Genomic DNA, 22,210 nt, shown 5'->3' with positions numbered 1-22,210 from the left:
GCGTTATTCACAGCCGTGCTCCCGATGGAAGGAGAGATCTTCGAAGTCGGCGCTGAAGTCGGCGGACGGATCGACCTTGCTCATGTGCAACGCGCCCTTGGCATCGCTTGGGAAACTCAGCCAAGCATCGGTGTCGCCGTGATCCCAGTGCACTAGATAGCGTTGGCCGGCGCGCATGACGGTGCCGGTTAGGCGCGGTGACTTGGCCGCAACAAAGCGCACGGCATCGCCTTGCGCGCACAACGTGATGGTGCCAAACCACGGATCGCGCCAGCGACCGAACTGCTGCCGAAGTTCGGTCGTTGCCGCCGGTTGTGAAGTGGGTGGCTTGCTCGCTTCGCGCGTGGTGGCTGCGGCGCGATCGAGCTGATCTGCGTACCAGTTGGCGTCGTGCGCGTCGTCGGGCGACGTGAACGACTTGGTGAGCGCTTCCATCAGCACGGTGCGCGCGTCCTCGGCCTCGCTGTTGATCAGCACCACGAAGCCGGACTTGCGGTCCGGCAGCAGGACCATCGCTGAATACATGCCCGAGAGCGTGCCGGTATGCGACACGGTGAGCGCGCCATCCACATCGGCGATGCGCCAGCCGTAACCATAGGCGTAGAAGTGGGTGCCGTTCCATGCGCGTTTCTGCGCCGAAATCGGCATCGGCGTGTAGGGCGTCCACAGGATCTGTCGTTGCCCCGGCGTCAACCACTGCAACTGTTGTGGCGTCGGAGCGAGCCAGTTGCGCGCCCAGGCGAGCATGTCGGTGAGGCTGCAGCGCACACCACCGGCCGGTGCCGAGGTGATGTCGGGAATCTCCGCGTCGTCGGCGTTGATCACGACGTTGCGATCGTGCTCGCGTGCATGCGGTTCGGCCACGTTGCCAACGGCGTCGCGGTGCCATGCGCCGATCTGGCAGCGCGTGAGCCCGAGCGGCTCGAACACTTCGCGACGCAACAGCGCATCGTAGCGATCATGCCCCGCCGCCGCGGCCACTTCGCCAGCAACCACATAAAGCAGGTTGTCGTACGCATAGCCGGCGCGAAAGCTGTAGGCGGGCTTGAGGTAGGCCAGCGCGTGCACGATGTCTTGCCGGGTGAAGTCGTTCGGCTCCGGCCATAGCATCAAATCGCCCGCGCCTTCGCGCAGCCCGCTGCGATGCGTGAGCAGGTCGCCCACTTGCATATGCTCGGTCACCCAGGGATCGGCCATGCGAAAATCAGGCAGATACTGCCGCACCGGTGCATCCCAACGCAGCTTGCCTTCCTGCACGAGACGGGCGAGCAGGGCGGAGGTCATGGCCTTGCTGTTGGAGGCGATCTTGAACAGCGTGTCCGGCGTGATGGGCTGGCCGGAACCGGCCACGCGCTCGCCCAGCGTTCGCGTGTAGACCACCTCGCCATGGTCGATCACGCCTACGGCTAGACCGGCCAGGTGATAGCGCGCCATCACCGCATCGACGATGGGATCGAACTGATTCGCGGATGGCGTGGTGGCCGCTGTGGCGACACCGGAGGCAACGGCAATTCCCGTCGCGACCAGCCATCGCCACCGCATGCGCTCAGCCCGCATGGCCAGCCGTGGCCCGCTTCGTCACGTCGTCCCACACGCGCAGCAGGTTGCCGCCCCAGATCTTGGCGATGCCGTCGTCACTGAAACCCGCCTTGCGTAGCGCCGCCGTGAGGTTGCGCGTCTGCGTGGCATCGGACCAGCCGCCCAGGCCGCCGCCGCCGTCGAAGTCCGAGGCGATGCCGACATGATCGATGCCTGCCACCTGCACCATATGCTTGATGTGCGCCACGTACTCGTCCACCGTCGCGGGCGGGAAGACAGCGTCGATGCGCTTCATGCCGTCGATATAGGCGGGCAGGTACTCATGCTTCTCGCTGTCGAAGCTCTTGTCGCCGGCCTGCTTCGCCACCTGGGCCTGCAGCGCCTTGATCGCCATGTCGCGTGCCGGATCGAGCTTGATGAATTCGCCCACCGCCACGGCTTGGATCACGCCACCCTTGGCGGCGATGGCGCGCAGCAGATCGTCCGACAGATTGCGCGGATGCGGGTCGAGTGCGCGCGCGGACGAATGCGAGGCGATCACCGGCGCGGTGGACAAGGCCAGCACCTCGCGCACGCAGATATCGGAGGAATGCGACACGTCGACCATGATGCCGAGCTCGTTGTCGCGCTTGACCACGGCGCGACCGAAATCGGTGAGGCCGTACTCGGGCAGCGGCGTGTCGCCGAGGTCGGCTTCCGGCGTCGAACTGGTGCACAGGTCGTTGTTGCCCATGTGCGCGAGGCCGACGTAACGGGCGCCGCGCTTGTAGGCAATGTCGAGGTTCTTGATGTCATGGCCCAACGAGTAGCCATTCTCCACGCCGATCATGGCCGAGAGCTTGCCCGCGGCCTTGTTGGCGCGCACCTGCTCGGGTGTGGTGGCCAGGCGGATATCGTTGGGATAGGTCTTCAGCATCAGGTCGATGTCGTCGTACTTGCGCTTCGCCTGGGCCACGGCGTGCGCGTAACCGGCGGGCGTCAGCGGGCCCTGGTCCACGTAGACGATGAAGAACACGGCATCGAGACCGCCACGCCGCATCTTGTCCAGGTCCACCTGCATCGGCGTGGGCTTGCCGAAGTCAAAGCGCGCTTCGTGCATGTACGCAAAGGGAATGTCCACGTGCGTGTCGAGCGTGATCGGCGGGTCCTTCTGCGCCGCGGCGGGAGCGCTGCTGAGCGCAAGTGCGAGCGCGATGGCGCCGCCGAACAAGCCGAAAGTCTTCATGCCGTCTCCCAGTGATTGGCCGGCTGTTCGCCGGCGACCATGTCTTCGAAGGACTGCCGTTGCCGCACCACAGCGTAGCGCCCGGCATCCACCATCACTTCGGCGGCGAGCGGTCGCGAGTTGTAGGTGGAGGCCATGGAGGCGCCATACGCGCCAACGGTGAGTATCATCAGCAGGTCGCCCGGCGCGCACGCGGGCAGGGCGCGTGCCGTGGCGAAGGTGTCGCCGGTTTCGCACACCGGCCCCACGATGTCGTAAGTAATCATCGGGCGTGCTTCCCCTGATACCGGCACGATGTCGTGCCATGCATCGTACAGGCTCGGCCGGGCCAGGTCGTTCATGGCGGCGTCGAGCACGAGGAAGCTGCGTTCCTCGCCTTGCTTGAGCCGGATGACGCGCGTGAGCAGCACGCCCGCCTCGCCGACCAGATAACGGCCGGGTTCGAACAATAGGCGGCCTTCGAAACCCGCCAACGCCTCGCGCACCAGGGCGACGTAGGCGGCCGCATCGATGGGATGATCGTGGCCTTCGCGATAGCACACGCCCAGGCCGCCGCCCACGTCGATGCTGGCAATCGGGTGGCCTTGCGCGACCAGTTCGCGCCAGAACGCCGCCACCCTTTGCAGAGCCTGCCGGAACGGTTCCAGGCTGAGGATCTGCGAACCGATATGCACGTGCAGGCCGTCGAGCTGGACATGGCTGAGTTCGCCGCGCGCCGCGAACCAACGGCGTGCCTCGTCGATGCTCACGCCGAACTTGTTCTCCGCCTTGCCGGTGGAAATCTTGGCGTGGGTGAGGGCATCCACATCGGGGTTGATGCGCACGGCCGCACGCGCCACCACGCCTTGTGCCAGCGCCACGCGTTGCAGCAGGAGCAGTTCGTCATGCGACTCCACGTTGAAGCGCAGGATGCCCACGCGCAGGGCTTCGGCGATCTCCGCCTCGCTCTTGCCCACGCCGGAGAACACGATGCGTTCCGGTGGCACGCCTGCGTGCAGCGCGCGCCACAGTTCGCCGGCGGAGACGATGTCGGCGCCCACGCGCTGTTCGTGCATGAGGGCGAGCACGCCACGGTTGGAGTTGGCCTTCACTGCGAAGCAGATCAGATGGTCGGTGCCGCGCAAGGCCGTCTGCAGCGAGGCGATGCGGTTGCGGATATGGCTGGCCGAATAGACATACAGCGGCGCGCCAAGGCGCTCGGCCAGCGCGTGGAGATCGACACCGTCCCATGTGACGTGTGCGGAGGCGGGGGCGTCGGTCATGCTCGAGTCTCGAAAAAAAGCGGCAGCCTGCATTCTGCAGGCTGCCGGTGGGGAGGGACAAATCAGAAGTCCACGGAAACGGTCAATTGCGCAAAGCGAGGCGACTGGAAACGCAAGGGTTGCTCGAACGTGGAACTGGTGCTGTTGGAAATGGTGGTCTGCAAATCCTGGTCCACCTGGATGGTGCGCTGCTCGTTGAGCAGGTTGTACACCGCGAACTTCACGCGCAGCTGGCCGATGTCGGCGAGCTGGCGCAAGTAGGTGATGCTGGCACCCAGCGTGTAAGTCCACGGCATGCGGCCGTACTTGCCGCGCGGCGAGGATTCGTAAACGCGGTCTTCCGAGCGCTCCGCATCGCAGTTCGCCACGCAGATGTAGTAGCTGTGGTACACGGTGGCGTCGTACGGATTGCCCACGCCGAAGCCGGTGATGGGGCCGCCCGACGCGATGTTCGCATCACCCGCCACCTGCCAGTTCGGCGTGATGGCATAGGTGCCGCGCAGCTTGATCTGGTGGCGGCGGTCGTTGGGCAGGTAGCCGTCGCCGCCAAAATTCACCCACGGATCGTCGAAGTTCTCGGTGCGGCCGGTGTCGTCGAAGTTGGTGTCCGAGTTCACCGGGCCTTCGGCATTGCCGCGGTTCCACGAGAGCACGTACGAGGCGTTGAACGACCACTTGTCGTCCCACGCGCGATCGAGCTGGAATTCCAGCGCGGTGTACGTGCGCTTGGGATTCACCCAGCCGCGCTGGCCAAGGTAGTTGCCGTCCGCGTCGTACATCGCCCAGCCTTCCTTGGATGTATCCACGGTGACCCAGCCGTCGGCTGTGCCATCGCAGTTGGTGTCGCCCCATACCTTGTTCTTCTTGCCGGGATTGCCCATCACCCAGCCGATGTAGCCGTCGGGCCCGCACTTGCCGGTGGCGCTGATCTCCATGTCGTCGATGGCGTTGTGCAGCTTGCGGTAGGTGCCGTTGACGCCCCACGACCACTTGTCGTTGAGCATCTGCTGGAAGCCCACGATCAGCTCGTCCTGGTAGACCTGCTGCATGTCCTTGTTCACTTCCGAACGCAGGTCGTGCACGGTGCCGTCGCCCTGCGACGTGTCCACGCCGCCGAGCTGCGGCCCGAGGACGGGGATGGCGTACTTGTTGCCGTTGGCGTCGGTGAGCGTCTGCCAGCCACCAAAGGCGTAATAGGTGCGCTGGTCGAGCAGGCCGCCCGCCTGCTTGATGTTGATCACGTTGGCCACCGGCAGGTAGTAGCGGCCCAGGTTGCCGTACAGCTTGGTGGTGCCGTCGCCCTTCACATCCCACGAGAAGCCGAAGCGCGGCGCCCACATGTTGTCCATCTTGATGTAGCTGCGGCCGGCGGCGTCCATGTTGTCGAAGCCATCGCGGCGGATGCCTGCATTGAGCAACAGGTTGGGCGTGACCTGCCAGTTGTCTTCCAGGTAGAACGCGTTGTTGGTGGTGTCGAAGTTGCCGGCGATCTCGTAGCGTCGCGCACGCACGTAGCCGTTGTATCCCGGCGGAATCACGCCGCCGCCATTGGGATTGGGAATGGTCGAGCCAGGCGTGGCGGCATACACGTTGTAGTAGATCGCGCCGGGGCCGGGATAGTGGCGGCTGTAGACGGAATCGTCGTCTTCGTGGTCGTAGCCGAAGCGCAGCAGGTGGTCTTCCAGCTTCCATTCGAAATCGGCGCGACCTTCCTTGCGCTTGTCGTTGCGCTTTTCCACCGCCGTGTTGGTGGTGCAGCCCAACGGCACGCCGGGTTTGGGCACGGCGGTTTCCGCGGCGACGTGGTTGCAGTCGAGGTCGGTGAGCGCGCGGTTGAACGACTCGCGGCGGTTCTCGCCATACAGCACCTTCATCGACAGGTTGTCGGTGAGGTAGTTGGTGTATGTGAGCGCCCAGTTCTTGCCGCCCGTGTCGGTGTAGATGGTGTTGGTCTTAGCACCGATGGTGTGCGTGTCGTAGTCGTAGTTGTAGACCGTACCGACGTTCTTGCTCTTATCGGAGAAGGCCATCAACGAAAGCAGGTTGCTGTCGTTGATGTGCCAGTCGATGGTGGTGCCCCAGAAATCCGGACTGGAGCTGTTGCTGGTGAGCGTGGTGCCCTCGTCGTTGGTGTTGCGCGGGTTGTCGCCGCGCTGTTCCGCCATGGCGAAGATGAACAGCTTGTCCTTTACGATGGGGCCGGAGGCGTAGATATTGGTCTTCATCAGCGAGTCGCGATCTTCGCTGGCCGTGAGGTAGCGGTTGCCGTTGGCGTCGTAGCGGTCCTCGGCCTGCGCGTGCCATGCGCCCGGCTCCATGGTCAGTTCCACGCCCGCATGAAATTCGTTGGAGCCCGAGCGCGCCACGGCATTGATGACGCCGCCGGTGGTGCGGCCGAACTCCACCGAATAGCCGCCCGTCTTCACCTGGAATTCCTGGTAGAAGTTGAACGGTGCTTCGGAATAGCCGTTGCGGTTGTAGAAGTCGGTGACGTTGAGGCCGTTGACGTAGATGGCGTTCTCCGCCACCGACGAACCGCCGAAACTCAGGCCGCCGAACGACGAGGCGCCTTTCACCACGCCCGGTGCGAGCGTGGCGACGGCGGCGATGTTCTGGTCCACCGGCAGGCGGCGCAGTTCCTCGCGCGAGATGTTGGTGGCCGATTCGGTCGAGGTGACGTCCACGGCCGTGATGATCGACGTGCCGGTGACGTTCACCGCCGAGAGGTTGGTGGCGTTGCTGGCGCCCAAATTCACCGTGGTCGCGTTGCCCAGCGTCACCGTCACGGCGGTGGGCTCGGTCAGCGTCTTGCCGTCCTTGGCGACGGAGAGCGTGTAATTGCCCACGGCCAGGAAAGGAATGCGGTAATTGCCCTTGTCGTCGGCCGTGACCGAACGGGTGAAGCCCGTCGCCGCATTGCTGATCGTGATGACGGCACCGGCTTCGGTGTGACCGACCACGGTACCGTCGTTGTTGCCTGCGTGTGCGCAAGGAGCCGCCATGGACGCGATGCCCATGCCCAGCGCCATGCACAGCATGGTCCTGCGAAAAGTACGACTGACCATATCCCCGTCTCCCCCGGTTCTGTCGTCGTTGATGTAAAGACCGCCTATCTGTCCGAGCGCTCAGAGGCCGGCAGGAGCTGCCATGTGAAGTCGTAATTCCAGGTGTCGAAGTACAAGTTGCCGCCGCGCCACTCGAGTTCGCCGCGCTGCGAGTCCACCGTCTCCGAGCGGAAGAACTGCTTGCGTGGCACGAGGGGTTGGCTGAAATCGCTGTTGAAGGCGATGCGGTAGGCATCGAGCCCACCGAGGTAGAACCACTGCAGTGCCGGGTCATCGCCCTGCGCCGGATGCAGCTGCCCGAAGGTCACGTCCATCGGCACCCAGCCGTAGGGCGCGAGATACAACTGGCCCCAGTCGTGGATGTTGTTGTACGTGCCGTCGGAGAAGATGAAGCCCGATTGCCAACGCGCCGGAATGCCGTTGAGGCGCAGCAACGCGATGAGCAGCATGGTCTGCTCGCCACAATCGCCATGGCCGGCGTGCAGCGTGTAGTCGCTGAGATTGCTGATGGTGGAATATTCGCGCGCACCGGCCCAGGGAATCTGGTCCACCGCGGCGAACAGCTTCTGCGCGATGCGGTACGGATTGGTTTCGTCGCCCACCACCTTGTGCGAGAACGCGCGCAAGTCGTCGGTGAACACGATGTGTGGCGCGCGCTCGGCAATGAAGGGCGCGAGTTCCGGCGTGATCCTGGCCGGCACCACTTTCGCCGCGTCGATGTCGTGGTACTGCGCGTGGATGGTCAGTTCGTAGGTGACGGCAAACGTGGTGGGCTTACCGGCTTGCGCTTTCTTTTCCAGATAAGCGGTGCGCTGCATGGTGCTTGCTGGTGCGACCTGCGCGCCTGCAGGCTGGCTGTCGACCAGGCGCACGCCTTCCTGCTGGCCCGGCAGTTCGCGCGGGAAGGGCAGCCACGCGCGTATCGTTTCCCCGGCGGGCACGGCATCGGCATTCACGGTGACCGTTTCGGTGACACGCACATGGTTGGGCGTGACGCTGCTGCGATGCGTGGCGAGGGCCTTGCGTCGCGCCTCGCGATGGTGATCGTTGAGCGTTTCCATGGGATCGTCGTTCGATGGCGCCGGATGGGCGCGTTGCGCAGCGGCTTCCTTGCTGAGCAGGAACAGGTTGCCGGGCGCTCGCTTGAAATAGAGCGTGCGGCCGTCGATCACCTGGTGTTCGATCAGGCCCTGGCTGTCCCAGCGCGTGAATTCGGCATCGGTGAGGTCGGGAATCTGCTTGCGCAGCTTCGCTTTGGCGGCATTGGCATCGAGCGTGAAGTCGAGCAGGATGCGGCGCATGCGTTCGCGCTGGAACAGCAGCGCTTCGCGTGCGTCCGGCGACAGTCCCGGCTGGGCGAGTGCCTGCGTGATATCGGCTTGGGCCGAAGTGAATTGCCCCGCGTCGATGAGCGCGGTGGCATGCTGCACGGGGGATGGGGTGGCGGCCGATGCAATGCCGGTGGCAAGCAGGCAGGCAAGCGTTGTCGCCAGCGAATATCGCCGACGTCGCAAGGATGAGATGGGTCGAACCGTCTGCACCTGCCACTTCCCCGTAAGAAAAAGCGAAGCCGCTGTGTAGCACGCTTGCAATCGACGGTCAATAATTTATGCTTCGATGTAATTCCGCCCGAATCAGATATTCCAAGGGCGGGTGCGATCGGGGACTCAAAGGGGACGCATGATCCATACGGCCTGGCCTTATCTCGCTGTGATGTTGCTGGCAGCGGGCCTGTTTCCTGCCCTGGAACGGCGCTTCCACTGGCGTTTCTTCGAGGTCCTGCCGCCCATCGTGCTGACCTACCTGCTGGTGACAGCGCTGGCGGTCACGGGCTTGTGGCAGGTCAACGCGGAGATCCGCGCCACGCAGGGCATGCTGATCGAGCACCTGGTGCCGGCGCTGCTGTTCCTGCTGATGATCAATTGCGACCTGCGTGCGATTTACCGCCTGGGGCCGCGCGTCCTTGCGGTGTTCTTCGTCACCGTGGTGTGCCTGTTCATTGCCTTCGTGGGCACCTTCCTGATCTTCCGCGGCTGGCTGAGGGGTGATGCCTGGCAACCGCTGGCGGCACTCTCCGGCAGTTGGATCGGCGGCACCGCCAACATGGTGGCGGTGAAGCAAGCCATCGGCATGCCCGACCGCCTGCTGGCGTTTTCGCTGCTTACGGACGCGCTGTGCTATTCGATGTGGGTGGTGGTGCTGTTCGGGCTTGGCCGCGTGGCAACGCAGTTCAATCGCTGGACGCGCGCCACCTCCAGCGCCGACATGGTGGTGGAGGAAACCCGCAGCCATGGTCCGACCACGTCGGAGAACGTGCTGCTGTGGCTGGGCATGGCCTTGCTGGTCGGCGCAGCATCCGCGTGGCTTGCGGGCCATCTGCCCGTGTCGGACATGGTGTCGCCCACCACCTGGACGATCATGCTGGCCACCGCTTTCGGGCTGGTTGCCGCACACACGCCGCTGGCGCGTTTTGCTGGCGCCAGCACCATCTCCAGCGCCATGCTGATCAGCGTGGTGGCCATCCTGGCCTCGCAAAGCAATTTCGACGGGATCGGTTCGGCGCCGATCTACCTGGTGTGCGGCGTCTGCATCATCGCCATCCACGCCGTGCTGCTGGCGCTGGCCGCGCGCGTGTTCCATTTCGACCTTTACCTCTGCGGCATTTCCTCGCTGGCCTGTGTCGGCGGCGTGGCCGCCACGCCCATACTTGCCGCCAGCTATTCGCGCTCGCTGGTGCCGGTGGGCATCCTGCTGGCGCTGCTCGGCTATATCCTCGGTACCGGGTTCGGTTTGCTGGTGGCGTCCGTGATGTCGTCGCTGGCCATTGCATAGGAATCAGCATGCGACTCATGCCTCGCCTCACGCTTTGCCTGCTCGCCGCGCTGGCAGCGGCCCCGGTGTTTGCGAACAAGGGCCCCGACGCCGTGCCCGTGCCGCCGTCGGGCGTGCTCGGCATCAGCAACAACGCCATGCTGGGGCCGGATTTCTGGATCAAGCAGCTGGCCCAGCCCGATCGCGTGCTGGCTGGCATCGATGAGATCGGCGCGCAGAACGCGAAGCTGCTGAGAGTCGATCCGTCCATGCACAACCTGCACGCCATTCCGGCGAATGTGGATCGCGCGACGGTGGTGGGCTGGATCAACGATCTTTCGCAATACCCCAAGCGCCCGTTGTTCGACGACAAGGGCCAGCCCGTGCCCGACGGCCTGCGCGCGCAACTGGCCGATGCGTTGGCGCTCGATGCGGTGCCGGCGCAACAGACCAGCCACTACGGCATGATCGTGCGGCGCGCTGCGCTGCGTACGTTCCCCACCGACACACGCGTGTTCACCTCGAAGGACGATACGGATATCGACCGCTTCCAGGAAACCGCCGAATTCCCCGGCACGCCCGTGCTTATCGCCCACACCAGTCGCGATGGCCAATGGCTGTTCGTGGTGAGCGAGCGCTATGCCGCGTGGACGCATCGCGACAACGTCGCCGAAGGTTCGGCAGTGCAGGTGCTTACCTATGACACGCGCCTGCCGCATCGCGTGGTGGCGGGCAGCACCATCCGCACCGTGTTCACGCCGGAGCAGCCGGCGGTCTCGCAATTGCAGCTGGACATGGGCGTGGCCGTGCCGGTGCTGTCCGATCATCCGGCCGATGAACCGGTGAACGGGCAATCACCGTATGCGTCGTATGTGGTGGATCTGCCGATTCGCCAGGCCGATGGCAAGCTCGCGTTCTCGCCGGCGCTCGTCCAACGCATCGCCGACACGCAGGACGACTACCTGCCGCTGACCGAGGCCAACATCATCCGCCAGGCCTTCAAGTTCCTGGGCGAGCGTTATGGCTGGGGCCACGATTACGATGGCCGCGACTGCAGCGGTTTCGTCTCCGACGTGTATCGCAGCATGGGCGTGCAGATGCCGCGCAACACCAGCAAGCAGGCGATCAGCCCCGGTTTCACGCATCAGGCCTTTGGCGACAAGGACGGCCACGACGCACGCCTCAAGGCCGCGATGGCCCTGCAGGTGGGCGACCTGGTGTACATACCGGGCCACGTGATGATGGTGATCGGCAAGCTCGATGGCGAGCCGTACGTGATCCACGACACCGGCGGCATGTCCTATCGCGACGACAAGGGCGGCATGCGCCGCGTCAAGCTCAACGAAGTGTCGGTGACGCCGCTGCTGCCGCTGATGTACGACGACAAGCACACCTACGTCGATCGCATGACCAGCATCGTGCACGTGCGCCCGTGATCGCCTTGCCCCCATTTCCCCTCGAAGACAGGAAGCCTGCGAGTCCCATGAAGGTCATGCTATGAAGATCACCGACATCCAGTTCGGCATGTTGCGGGTTCCCCTGAAGACGCCGTTCAAGACAGCGCTGCGCACCGTCAACCAGGTCGAAGACATCGTGGTGATGGTGCATACCGACAGCGGCCATGTCGGCTACGGCGAAGCGCCGGCGACGGCGGTGATCACCGGCGACACGCACGGCTCGATCGTCGATGCGATCCGCCACTACATCGCGCCGCGCCTGATCGGCCAGGAGATCGCCGATCTCAATCGCCTGACCCAGCTGATCCAGAGTTCGATGGAGAAGAACACCAGCGCCAAGGCCGCGGTGGAAATCGCCATCTACGACCTGTGGGGCCAGATGTACAACGCGCCGCTGTACAAGCTGTTGGGCGGCGGCGATCCGGTGATCACCACCGACATCACCATCAGCGTGGACTACATCGACAAGATGGTGGCCGATTCGGTGAGCGCGGTGGAGCGCGGCTTCGAGTCGTTGAAGATCAAGGTGGGCAAGGACATCGGCGTCGACATCGAACGCGTCAAGGCGATCTATGCGGCAGTGGAGAATCGCGCGCTGCTGCGCCTGGACGCCAACCAGGGTTGGACGGCGAAACAAGCCGTCTATGCACTGCAGACGTTGGAAGACGCCGGCGTGCGGCTGGAGCTGGTGGAACAGCCGGTGAAGGCGCGCGATCTCGAAGGCATGCGCTACGTCACCGAGCGCGTGCACACGCCCATCATGGCCGACGAAAGCGTGTTCGGCCCCATGGAAGTGATCGACCTGATCCGCATGCGCGCCGCCGACATCATCAACATCAAGCTGATGAAGACCGGCGGCATTTCCAACGCCATCCGCATCGCCGACATCGCCGCCATGTACGGCGTGGAGTGCATGATCGGCTGCATGCTGGAAACCAGCATCAGCGTGGCGGCGGCGGTGCACGTGGCGGTGGCCAAATCCGCGGTGATCACCAAGGTGGATCTGGACGGCCCTTCGCTGTGCCAGTACAACCCGGTGGACGGGGGCGTGGTCTTCAACGAATCGGAGATCTCGGTCACCGATGCGCCCGGGTTGGGTATCCGGGAGATTCGTGGACTCGAGCGACTGGACGGTTGACATGAGTCGGTGCCGCCACGACGTGTCATGTCTGCCATCCCGTCATTCCCGCGAAAGCGGGAATCCAGCGACGTTAGCGGCGCGCGAGACAAAGGCACTGGATTCCCGCTTTCGCGGGAATGACGGTGTAAGTGGTGATTGGGCTTCGCCTGCGAGGATGGACTCATGTCACCCCTGGTGAAAATCCGCTCGGAACGCGACCAGATGTCGGCCGTCGAGCGGCGCATCGCCGATTTCATACTGGAGAATGCGCAGCTGTTGCGCGACTACTCGTCGCAGCAGCTGGCCAACGCGTTGGGCATCAGTCAGTCCAGCGTGGTGAAGTTCACGCAGAAGCTGGGTTTCAAGGGTTACCCGGATCTCAAGTATTCGGTGGGCGAAGCCATCGCGCGCGCCGACAACGGCGATGCGGCGCAGGTCACCGCGCAGGCGACGGCAGCCTTCGGCGAGTCTGCGTCGGGCAACCTGTGGCGGCGCAAATCCGAATCGGAAGAAGAAACCCGCCTCATCAATGCGCCCGAGACCTTGCAGGCCGTGGCCGAAGCCATTGCCACGGCGGGCGCGAATGGCAAGGTCTTCATGATCGGCCTGGGCGATGACGACATCTACGCGCGCAGCTTTGCCTTGCGGTTGTCGCTGCTCGGCATTCCTTCGGTGCACAACTTCGATGCGCCGCGCATGGCGGCAAGCGTCTCTGCGGCGGGTGCGGGCGATGTGCTGCTGGTGTTCTCCGAACACGGCAATCACCCGGCGCTGTGCAAGATCGGGCGCTTCTTCCGCGAGCGTCGCGGTCGGTTGATTACGGTCACGCGGCACACTTCCAACCCGCTGCGGGCGTTGGCCGATATCGCCTTGCTGGTGTCCGCCCACGACGATCGTCCGTATATCCAGCCTGTGCTCTATCAATCGGCGCTGCAACATCTGCTCGATGGCGTGTTCGTGCAGCTGTGCGAAGGTGACGAACAGCGGCACGTGCATCTGCTCGCCAATCTCGAACGTGTCCAGCAGATGCTGGAGCCCTAGTCACTCCCTCTTCGGTGTCGCATGACTTTTTCCGTTCGTCGTTTCGTCAACCGTCGTTTTCTTGCTGCCGCCTTGGCCGTCGTGGCAGCTGCGCCCTTGGTTACGGCCCAGGCCGCCAGTGAAACGCTCGCCTGGCAATCGTCGCGCCAGATGGTGCTGGTGATCACGCCCGACTGGAACGCCGACCACGGTGTACTGCGCGCCTATGAGCGAAACGGCGAGGGCTGGAAGCCGGTGGTCAAGGCGCAGGCCGTCACCGTGGGGCGCGCGGGTTCGGCCTGGGGCATCGGCCTGAACGAACCGCAGGGCGATGGCCCGCAGAAGCACGAGGGCGATGGCCGCGCCGCCGCCGGTGTCTATCGCGTGGGCGCGGTGTTCGGCTACGCCGCGAAGATCGCTACGCACATGCCTTACGAAGCGATGCAGGACACGGACTGGTGCGTCGACGTGGATGGCTCGCCGTACTACAACCAGATCGTCGACTCGAAGAAGGTGGGCGAGAAAGCCGTGGAAGGTTCGAGCGAGCCGATGCGCCGCGACCTGCACCTGGACGGCGACCAGCGCTACAAGATCGGCTTCGTCATCGAACACAACGCCAAGGGCAAGCCTGGCGGCGGCAGCTGCATCTTTGCGCACCTGTGGAAATCGCCCACCGACGCCACGGCTGGTTGCACCGCCATGCCCGAACCGGTGATGCAACAACTGCTGGCGTGGATGAAGCCCGAGGAGCAGCCCGTGTTCGTGCTGCTGCCGCAGAGCGAATACGCACGTTTGCAGGCGACCTGGCATCTACCTGCGCTGGGCTCGCAGCCTTGAGCCCCACCTCGCGGGTACTCATCGGCCTGGTCTTGGGCGCAGCGGGCGGGCTGGCGCTGGCGGCATGGTCGCCGGCGAACGCGGTGCACGTCGCTGACGCCGTACAGCCGTTTGGACGGCTGTGGCTCAACGCCTTGCAGATGACCGTGGTGCCGCTGGTGTTCGCGCTGGTGGTGGTGGGCGTGAACACGGCGAGCGACGCGGCGGCGTCCGGACGCATCGCGCGGCGCGCGATCGTGGCCTTCATCCTGATACTCACGGGTGGTGCGTTGTTCGCGGCGGCCGCGGCTCCGCGGTTGTTCGCGTTGTTTTCGCATAACCCATCGCTCACGACGGCGCTCGAAAGCGCCGTGGCATCGCATGCGACGCCGGTGTCGGGTGCAGTGGGCTGGGCAGAGTGGTTCAACGGCATCGTGCCGTCCAACGCCATCATGGCGGCGGCGCAGAGCGCGATGTTGCCGCTGGTGGTGTTCGCCCTGTTCTTCGGTTTCGGATTGACGCGCATCGAGGCCGAACGGCGCGCGCTGGTCGTGTCGTTCTTCCAGGCCATCGCCGACACCATGATCGTGGTGGTGCGCTGGGTGCTGTGGGTGGCGCCGCTGGGCGTGTTCGCGTTGATTCTTGCGGTGTGCGCCCGAGCAGGGCTGCACATGCTGAGCGCACTGGGCATCTACGTGTTGGTGGAGTGCCTGATCTACCTCGCGGTAACGCTGCTGATGTTGCCGGTGGCGATGGTGTGGGGCGGGGAAACACTGCGACGCTTCGTGCCCGCGCTCGTGCCCGCGCAGATCGTGGCGGCGAGTACACAGTCGTCGCTGGCGTCGCTGCCGGCCATGCTGGAGAGCGCGGAGCGTCGATTGGGTTATCCACCGCAGGTGAATGCGCTGGTGCTGCCGATGGCGGTGAGCCTGTTCCGCCTGACCAGTCCCATCCAATACGTGGTTTCCGCCTGTTTCATTGCGTGGGCCTACGGCATCGACGTGGGTCTTGCGCCGTTGCTTGCAGCAGCTTTGCTTGCCGTGGTCATCAGCCTCGGTTCGGTCGGGCTGCCCGGTGCGGTCAGTTTCATGGCGACCAATCTTCCCGTCGCGCAGGCGATGGGCGTGCCCGTGGGTCCCTTGGGCTTGATGCTCGCCGTCGATGCCTTGCCTGATGCGCTGGCCACGCTGGGCAACGTCACCGCCGATCTCACCGCCACCAGCGTGGTGGCTCGCCAATCCGCACGAGAAACGTCCACACCATGAGCACGTTGCACGACGCCGATGTCATTGTGATCGGAGCCGGCATGGCCGGCGCTTCCGTGGCTTATTTCATGGCGCCGCATGCGCGCGTGCTGGTGCTGGAACGCGAAGAGCACGCTGGCGTGCATTCCACCGGGCGCTCGGCGGCGCTGTTCTCCGAGACGTACGGTTCCGCGCAGGTGCGCGCCTTGACGCGCGCGTCGCGTCGCTTCTTCGATCATTCGCCGGAGGGCTTTGCGCAGCATGCGATCCTTTCGCCACGCGGCTCGCTGAGCATCGGCGCCGTCGATCACATCGAGAAGGTGCACACACTGCATGCGGAGATGGCGTCGCGCACGCAAGGCCTGCGCGTGGTGGACGCAGCGTGGCTGCGCGAAACCGTACCCGTGTTGCGTCCGGACGCCGCGCACATCGGTTTGTACGAGCCGGGCGCCGCCGATATCGACGTGAACGAGCTGCATCAGGGCTTTCTGCGCGGGCTGCGTGCTCGCGGCGGTCAGTTGCGCGTGAATGTCGACATTCGTTCCGTTGAACGTGGTCCCGGCCACTGGTTCGTCGATGCGGGCGAACAACACTTCCGTGCACCACTGCTGATCAATGCAGCGGGTGCGTGGGTGGATCAGGTCGCCGCGTTGGCCGGCATCGCGCCCATCGGCATCCAGCCCCGCCGGCGTTCGGCCTTCCTGTTCGAACCGCCGGCAGGCGTGGATGTCTCGCGCTGGCCGTTTGTGATGGACGTGGAGGAGGGCTTTTACTTCAAGCCCGATGCCGGCCTCTTGCTCGGCTGCCCCGCCAATGCAGATCCCGTGACGCCGCACGACGTGCAGCCGGAAGAGCTCGATATCGCCATCGGCATCCATCGCATCGAAGAGGTGACCACGATGACGATCCGCCGCCCCACGCGCACCTGGGCGGGCCTGCGCTCGTTCGTGGCGGATGGCGACCTGGTCGGCGGATTTGCCCCGGGCTCGACTGATTTCTTCTGGGTAGCGGCGCAGGGCGGCTACGGCATCCAGACCTCGGCGGCCATGGGCGAGAGCTGTGCGAACCTCGCCCTGGGGCGCCCGCTGCCCGGCCATCTGCAGGATGCCGGCATCTCGGCCGAGATGCTCGATCCTCGGCGCCTGCAGGGCTGAAGGTGCCTGCGGCCATGACGCTGATGTGTCGCGGCGCCTGAGAAACAACCCCAGCGCCCGTTTCCGGCACTCATTCCCCTGAAGGGGCGGCCCCGGCTCCTGCGAAACCATCGAACTGGCCCGATGCTGCACCGCCGCGACGGCGGCCGCTACAATCGGACGGGTCGGTGGCCGCGCCGGCATCGGCTGGCGGTCAAGGTTGCCCCTCGGGTATCCCGCAGCAGCGGTGGTTGCTCGGTATCGCCAAATCAAAGAGTTGAGCCACGTATGCTGCTGATGATCGACAACTACGACAGCTTCACCTTCAACCTCGTGCAGTACCTGGGCGAGCTGGGGCAGGCGGTGAAGGTGGTGCGCAACGACGCGCTGGACGTGGCTGGCATCCGTGCGCTGCGGCCTTCCCACATCATGATTTCCCCGGGCCCGGGCACGCCGGATGATTCGGGCGTGTCGCTGGACGTGCTGCGCGAACTCGCGGGCGAGATTCCCGTGTTCGGCGTGTGCCTGGGCCATCAGGCCATCGGCCAGGTATTCGGCGGCAAGGTGATACGCGCCAAGCAGATCATGCACGGCAAGACCTCGCCGGTGCGTCATCGCGGCCAGGGCGTGTTTGCCGGCCTGCCCGATCCGTTCGAAGCCACGCGCTACCACTCGCTGGTGGTGGAACAGGATTCGTTGCCTGACTGCCTCGAAGTCACCGCATGGACGGAAAATGCGGATGGCTCCATCGACGAGATCATGGGCCTGCGCCACAAGACCTTGAACGTCGAAGGCGTGCAGTTCCATCCCGAATCCATCCTCACGCAGTACGGTCACGACCTGCTGCGCAATTTCCTCGGCCTGCCGCTGAAGCTCGCCGCATGAACGTGGCGGGCAATGTGGGGCGGCGCGTCACCATCACGCCGCAGGAAGCGCTTCAGCGCACCATCGAACATCGCGAAATCTTTCATGACGAGATGATCGAGTTGATGCGCCAGATCATGCGTGGCGAAGTGAGCCCGCTGATGACGGCTGCGATCATCACGGGCCTGCGCGTAAAGAAGGAAACCGTGGGCGAGATCACCGGCGCGGCGCGCGTGATGCGCGAGTTGTCCGCCAAGGTGGACCTGCCGATGCACGAGCATTTCGTGGACATCGTCGGCACCGGTGGCGATGGCGCATCGAGCTTCAATATTTCCACCGCGTCGATGTTCGTTGCCGCGGCGGCCGGTGCGCGCATCGCCAAGCATGGCGGGCGCAGCGTGTCGTCCAAGTCGGGCAGCGCGGATGTGCTCGAAGCGCTGGGCGCAGTGATCGACCTGCCGCCTGCCAAGGTCGCCCAGTGCATGCAGGAGGTGGGCATCGGCTTCATGTTCGCGCCGAACCATCATCCCGCGATGAAAGTGGTGGCGCCGGTGCGCAAGGAAATGGGCGTGCGCACGCTGTTCAATATCCTCGGGCCGCTGACCAATCCTGCCGGTGCGCCGAATATCCTGATGGGCGTGTTCCATCCCGATCTGGTCGGCATCCAGGTGCGCGTGCTGCAGGCGCTTGGCGCGAAGCACGCGCTGGTGGTGTGGGGCCGCGACGGCATGGACGAGATCTCGCTGGGCGCGGCCACGCTGGTGGGCGAATTGCGCGACGGCGAAGTGCGCGAATACGAAGTGGAGCCGGAGGATTTTGGTCTTGCCATGGCCTCCAGCCGCAACCTCCGCGTGGAAAATGCGGAAGAGTCGCGCGCGATGCTGCTGGAAGCGCTGGAAGGGCGTCGCGGTGTGCCGCATGACATCGTCTGTCTCAATGCGGGCGCGGCGCTGTATGCAGCCAATGTGGTGGATTCCATCGCGGCGGGCATCGACCTGGCGCGCTCGACCATCGCCAGTGGCGCGGCTCGTGCAAAAATGGACGCCTTCGTCGCCACCACGCGACGTCTGGCGGAAGCGGCCTGACGCTCACGCTATTTTCATCCCCCCTCCCCGCAAGCTTTTGCCATGACCGATATCCTCCAGCGCATCCTCACCCGCAAGACTGAAGAAGTGGCCGAGCGCAGCGCCAGGCTGCCTTTGTCGGAATTGTCCTCGCGCGTGGCGGACCTGCCGGAAACGCGCGGATTTGCAGCGGCCATCGAGGCCAAGGTCGATGCCGGCCTGCCGGCGGTGATTGCCGAGGTGAAGCGCGCCAGTCCCAGCAAGGGCCTGATCCGCCCGGATTTCAATCCGGCGGCGATTGCGCGCAGCTACGAAAAGGGCGGCGCAGCCTGCCTTTCGGTACTCACCGACAAGGATTTCTTCCAGGGCAGCGAGGACTTCCTGCAGCAGGCGCGCGAGGCGTGTTCGCTGCCCGTGCTGCGCAAGGATTTCGTGATCGACCCGTACCAGGTCTACGAGGCGCGCGTGATCGGCGCCGACTGCATCCTGCTCATCGTTGCCGCACTGGCGGATTCGGCGCTGCTCGAACTCTCGCTGCTCGCCGCCGAGCTCGATCTCGACGTGCTGTGCGAAGTGCATGATGCAGAGGAACTGGAACGCGCGCTGGCGCTGCCCGTGCCGCTGATCGGGGTGAACAACCGCAACCTGCGCACGTTCCATACCTCGCTGGACACGTCGCTTGAGCTGCAGCAGCTGATGGAATACGACCGCATCCTGGTGAGCGAGTCGGGCATCCACACGCCCGACGATGTGGCCACGCTGCGCGACGCGGGCATCAATGCATTCCTCGTCGGCGAGGCCTTCATGCGCGCCGAGGATCCGGGCGCGGAATTGAAGCGCCTGTTCGCCACGAACTGATCGCGGTTCAGACGTAGACCCATGAGCACAGGGGAAACCAGTCTCGAGCCGGTGACGGCAGAAGTGGTGTTGGATGCCGTTGCACAGCGCACGGTGTTGTTCGATTTCGATGGCGTGCTGATTCACGGCGACGCCTTCTATCTCTTCATGCGCGATCGATTCGAGCGGTCGTGGCTGCGCAAGCTGGGCGCGCTGTTCGCGTTGCCGTGGATGATCCTGGTGGTGCCGTTTTCGCGCCGGCTGGCCGAGCGTGCACTGGTGCACGTGGGTTTGCTGGGCCTCAACGAGCGGCGTTACCGGCTCGCGGCGGAAGCCTTCGGCGCCAGCCTGGTGCGCCGTCCCAAGCAGTTCTGTCGCGATGGCCTGAGCGCGCTGCGTCGCCATCAGGCCGCCGGCGATCGCGTGATCGTGGTCACCGGCTGCGAGCACGTGCTGGTCAGCCATATCCTGGCCCAGCTCGGCCTCGGCGATGTCGACGTACTGGCCTCGCAACTGCGTCCCGGCCTGTTGGGCATGCGCGTGAAGCTGCACAACGTGGGTCGCCGCAAGCCCGCACAGCTGGCGGCTTTCGGGGTTGGCGAGTGGCATGTGGCCTATAGCGACTCGGCGGTCGATGCCCCCATGCTCAAGCCTGCGGCGGAAGCCGTGCTGGTCAACGGCACGCCCAAGGTCTGCAAGAAGCTGGAGAAGGCGCTGGGTCGCACCATCACCCGCGTCGACTGGTTCTAACCGGCTTTTTCCCCAGGGAAGCGCACGCTGCGCGCGATCACGGGGCAGGGGAATTTGCCCTTCACGGATGATGGTGACGCCACCAGGCGTCGCCGGGCGTATGCGGCTTGCCTTGGCGCATAGGGCAAATTACGTTAGTGCTTACATAATTGGTTCGAGGGTTGTCGGATGTATCTCCCTTCGCTCGCCCAGCTGGCGCTTGGTAGCCGGCTCAAATCGCTCAGCGATCACTTCTATGCCGCCGTCGACGAGGTCTACCGCACCTGCGGGGCCGGGGTGGAGTCGCGCTGGTTCCCGGTGCTGCGCTTCCTCTGGGAAAACGGCGAAACCACCGTCAGCGACGTGGCGCAGGCCATCGGGCAGACGCATTCGGCGGTAAGCCAGCTGGCCGACAAGCTGGTCGACGCCGGCCTGGTCTGCCGCAAGAAGGACGCCCAGGATGGCCGCCGCAGCCTGCTCGCGCTCACCGAAAAAGGGCGCACCGATCTTTCGGCGCTGGGACCAATCTGGGTGGCCGTGCGCCGCGGCATCGTGAAGTCGCTGGGCGAAGAGGGGCTGGAAGCCCTGCTCAACGCGCTGGCAGCCACCGAGGCGGCGGTGCAGGAACGTTCCGTGGTCGACGCCATGCTGGCCGAGCACGCCATCGTGACCAAGGCCGCGCTGGAAGTCGTGCCCTACGAGCCGGCGCTGAAGGATCATTTCTACCGCCTCAATGCCCAGTGGCTGCAGCGGCATTTCCGCATCGAGGACGTCGACCGCGAAATGCTCGGCGACCCCGAACGCTACGTGCTGGCGCCGGGTGGTGCCATCTTCTTCGCGCGCCTGGCCGGCGAGGTCATCGGCACCTGTGCGCTGCTGCAGGAGGCGCCGAGGGTCTACGAGCTGTCCAAGATGGGCGTGGACGAGACCTTCCGCGGCATGGGCGCGGGCCGTGTATTGCTGGCCGCGGCCATTGCCGAATTCCATCGCCGCGGCGGCAAGGAGCTGTTCCTGGAATCCAACAGCCGCCTCAAGACGGCGCTGCGGATGTACGAGCAGGCCGGATTTGTGTTGCAGCCCTCCGTGCGCGCGGGCTCGCACTACGAGCGCGCGGACGTGTACATGATCTATCAGCCCGAACAGCGCCAGCGTGCCCAGGCGGCGGCCGTGCGGAGCTGAAGCAGGCTTCGGGCGTTGGAAAGAAAAAACCCGGCCAAGGCCGGGTTTTTTCGTCTGGGCAGAACCTGGCGGCGCTTAGCGGGTGCCGCGGACCACGATGGTCTTGCCGGCCACGTCGATCATGCCCTGTTCCTCGAGCTGCTTGAGCACGCGGCCCACCATTTCGCGGGAGCAGCCCACGATGCGGCTCACTTCCTGGCGGGAAATGCGGATCTGGGTGCCTTCCGGATGGGTCATCGCATCGGGCTCCTGGCACAGGTCCAGCAGGGTCTTGGAGATGCGGTTGGTCACGTCCATGAAGGCCATGCGGCTGACCTGGCGCGAGGTCCGCAGCAGGCGATGGGTCAGCTGGGAGCCGATGGCGAACAGGATCTTCGGGCATTCCTCGCGCAGCGGCCCTTCCATCAGCTGGAACAGGCGCTCGTAGCTGATTTCGGCCATCTCGCAGGCGGTGCGGGTACGCACCATGGACTCGCGCTGCGCCTGCTCCACGAACAGGCCCATCTCGCCGATGAACTGGCCTCGGCTCAGGTAGGCCAGGATCAGCTCACGGCCCTGCTCGTCCTCCGTGCAAACGGCCAAGGAGCCGTCCACGATGTAATAAAGCGTGTTGGCGGGGTCGCCTGGACGGATGATCGCGGTCTTGCCCGGATAGCGCCGGCGATGGCAAAGCGCAAGAAATCGCTCCATCGAGGCCGGGTCCGGTGCGAAATTCGCTGGCGCCTGGGAACGTTCAAAAGCCTGCTGTAGCTGATATTTGAGTTGCGCCACGTGAGATCCCGTTGATTCAAAACGGGGGCCGCAAGCGTCCCCCGGTAGTCCAAACCTTAACCCTCCAGGCATTA

18 protein-coding genes are annotated in these 22,210 nt (G+C 64.8%); 12 read left to right on the top strand and 6 right to left on the bottom strand.

Annotated elements, in window-relative coordinates:
- Positions 1-3 precede the first annotated feature (3 nt).
- The 5 genes from ABIC75_RS09545 to ABIC75_RS09525 form a co-directional block, all read right to left on the bottom strand.
- Positions 4-1,542, bottom strand: coding sequence for a serine hydrolase (locus ABIC75_RS09545; RefSeq protein ID WP_354013590.1), 1,539 nt, complete (start codon positions 1,540-1,542; stop codon positions 4-6).
- 4 nt (positions 1,543-1,546) lie between these two features.
- On the bottom strand, positions 1,547-2,764 hold the full coding sequence (locus ABIC75_RS09540; RefSeq protein WP_354013589.1) for a dipeptidase: 1,218 nt from the start codon (positions 2,762-2,764) through the stop codon (positions 1,547-1,549).
- Complete coding sequence (gene lysA, locus ABIC75_RS09535) at positions 2,761-4,026, bottom strand: diaminopimelate decarboxylase (protein WP_354013588.1); 1,266 nt, start codon at positions 4,024-4,026, stop codon at positions 2,761-2,763. The genes ABIC75_RS09540 and lysA overlap by 4 nt, the downstream gene beginning before the upstream one ends.
- Positions 4,027-4,088: 62 nt before the next feature.
- Positions 4,089-7,091, bottom strand: a complete 3,003-nt coding sequence (locus tag ABIC75_RS09530) for a TonB-dependent receptor (protein ID WP_354013587.1) — start codon at positions 7,089-7,091, stop codon at positions 4,089-4,091.
- A 44-nt stretch (positions 7,092-7,135) separates the two neighbouring features.
- Positions 7,136-8,605, bottom strand: coding sequence for a transglutaminase-like domain-containing protein (locus ABIC75_RS09525; protein WP_436407902.1), 1,470 nt, complete (start codon positions 8,603-8,605; stop codon positions 7,136-7,138).
- A gap of 166 nt (positions 8,606-8,771) precedes the next feature.
- Between ABIC75_RS09525 and ABIC75_RS09520 the strand changes: the two genes are divergently transcribed.
- From ABIC75_RS09520 to ABIC75_RS09465, 12 genes are all read left to right on the top strand, one after another.
- On the top strand, positions 8,772-9,923 hold the full coding sequence (locus ABIC75_RS09520; protein ID WP_354013586.1) for a DUF819 family protein: 1,152 nt from the start codon (positions 8,772-8,774) through the stop codon (positions 9,921-9,923).
- An 8-nt stretch (positions 9,924-9,931) separates the two neighbouring features.
- Entirely contained in the window at positions 9,932-11,338 is a 1,407-nt protein-coding gene (locus ABIC75_RS09515) for an SH3 domain-containing protein (protein WP_436407901.1), read from the top strand.
- 61 nt (positions 11,339-11,399) lie between these two features.
- Complete coding sequence (locus tag ABIC75_RS09510) at positions 11,400-12,497, top strand: dipeptide epimerase (RefSeq protein WP_354013585.1); 1,098 nt, start codon at positions 11,400-11,402, stop codon at positions 12,495-12,497.
- A 165-nt stretch (positions 12,498-12,662) separates the two neighbouring features.
- Positions 12,663-13,520 (top strand): MurR/RpiR family transcriptional regulator, encoded by an 858-nt coding sequence (locus tag ABIC75_RS09505; RefSeq protein WP_354013584.1) that lies wholly within the window; start codon positions 12,663-12,665, stop codon positions 13,518-13,520.
- Between the two features lie 21 nt (positions 13,521-13,541).
- Positions 13,542-14,336, top strand: a complete 795-nt coding sequence (locus tag ABIC75_RS09500; protein ID WP_436407900.1) for a L,D-transpeptidase family protein — start codon at positions 13,542-13,544, stop codon at positions 14,334-14,336.
- Positions 14,333-15,580 (top strand): dicarboxylate/amino acid:cation symporter, encoded by a 1,248-nt coding sequence (locus tag ABIC75_RS09495; protein ID WP_354013583.1) that lies wholly within the window; start codon positions 14,333-14,335, stop codon positions 15,578-15,580. The genes ABIC75_RS09500 and ABIC75_RS09495 overlap by 4 nt, the downstream gene beginning before the upstream one ends.
- On the top strand, positions 15,577-16,713 hold the full coding sequence (locus ABIC75_RS09490; RefSeq protein ID WP_354013582.1) for an NAD(P)/FAD-dependent oxidoreductase: 1,137 nt from the start codon (positions 15,577-15,579) through the stop codon (positions 16,711-16,713). Before ABIC75_RS09495 ends, ABIC75_RS09490 begins: the two co-directional genes overlap by 4 nt.
- Before the next feature lie 267 nt (positions 16,714-16,980).
- Complete coding sequence (locus ABIC75_RS09485) at positions 16,981-17,577, top strand: anthranilate synthase component II (RefSeq protein WP_354013581.1); 597 nt, start codon at positions 16,981-16,983, stop codon at positions 17,575-17,577.
- Positions 17,574-18,641, top strand: a complete 1,068-nt coding sequence (gene trpD, locus ABIC75_RS09480; RefSeq protein WP_354013580.1) for an anthranilate phosphoribosyltransferase — start codon at positions 17,574-17,576, stop codon at positions 18,639-18,641. The genes ABIC75_RS09485 and trpD overlap by 4 nt, the downstream gene beginning before the upstream one ends.
- A 42-nt stretch (positions 18,642-18,683) precedes the next feature.
- On the top strand, positions 18,684-19,478 hold the full coding sequence (gene trpC / locus ABIC75_RS09475; protein WP_354013579.1) for an indole-3-glycerol phosphate synthase TrpC: 795 nt from the start codon (positions 18,684-18,686) through the stop codon (positions 19,476-19,478).
- A 21-nt stretch (positions 19,479-19,499) separates the two neighbouring features.
- Positions 19,500-20,207, top strand: coding sequence for an HAD family hydrolase (locus tag ABIC75_RS09470; RefSeq protein ID WP_354013578.1), 708 nt, complete (start codon positions 19,500-19,502; stop codon positions 20,205-20,207).
- A 168-nt stretch (positions 20,208-20,375) separates the two neighbouring features.
- The gene (locus ABIC75_RS09465) at positions 20,376-21,365 is read left to right on the top strand and encodes a bifunctional helix-turn-helix transcriptional regulator/GNAT family N-acetyltransferase (RefSeq protein ID WP_354013577.1); all 990 of its coding nucleotides are present in this window, start codon (positions 20,376-20,378) and stop codon (positions 21,363-21,365) included.
- Positions 21,366-21,440: 75 nt separating this feature from the next.
- Here ABIC75_RS09465 and crp read toward each other — a convergent pair whose 3' ends face one another.
- On the bottom strand, positions 21,441-22,136 hold the full coding sequence (gene crp, locus ABIC75_RS09460; protein WP_187055443.1) for a cAMP-activated global transcriptional regulator CRP: 696 nt from the start codon (positions 22,134-22,136) through the stop codon (positions 21,441-21,443).
- Between the last annotated feature and the right edge of the window lie 74 nt (positions 22,137-22,210).

This window comes from Dyella japonica (assembly GCF_040545895.1).
Taxonomy (GTDB): domain Bacteria; phylum Pseudomonadota; class Gammaproteobacteria; order Xanthomonadales; family Rhodanobacteraceae; genus Dyella; species Dyella japonica_D.
This window is presented reverse-complemented; position numbering and strand designations above follow the sequence as displayed.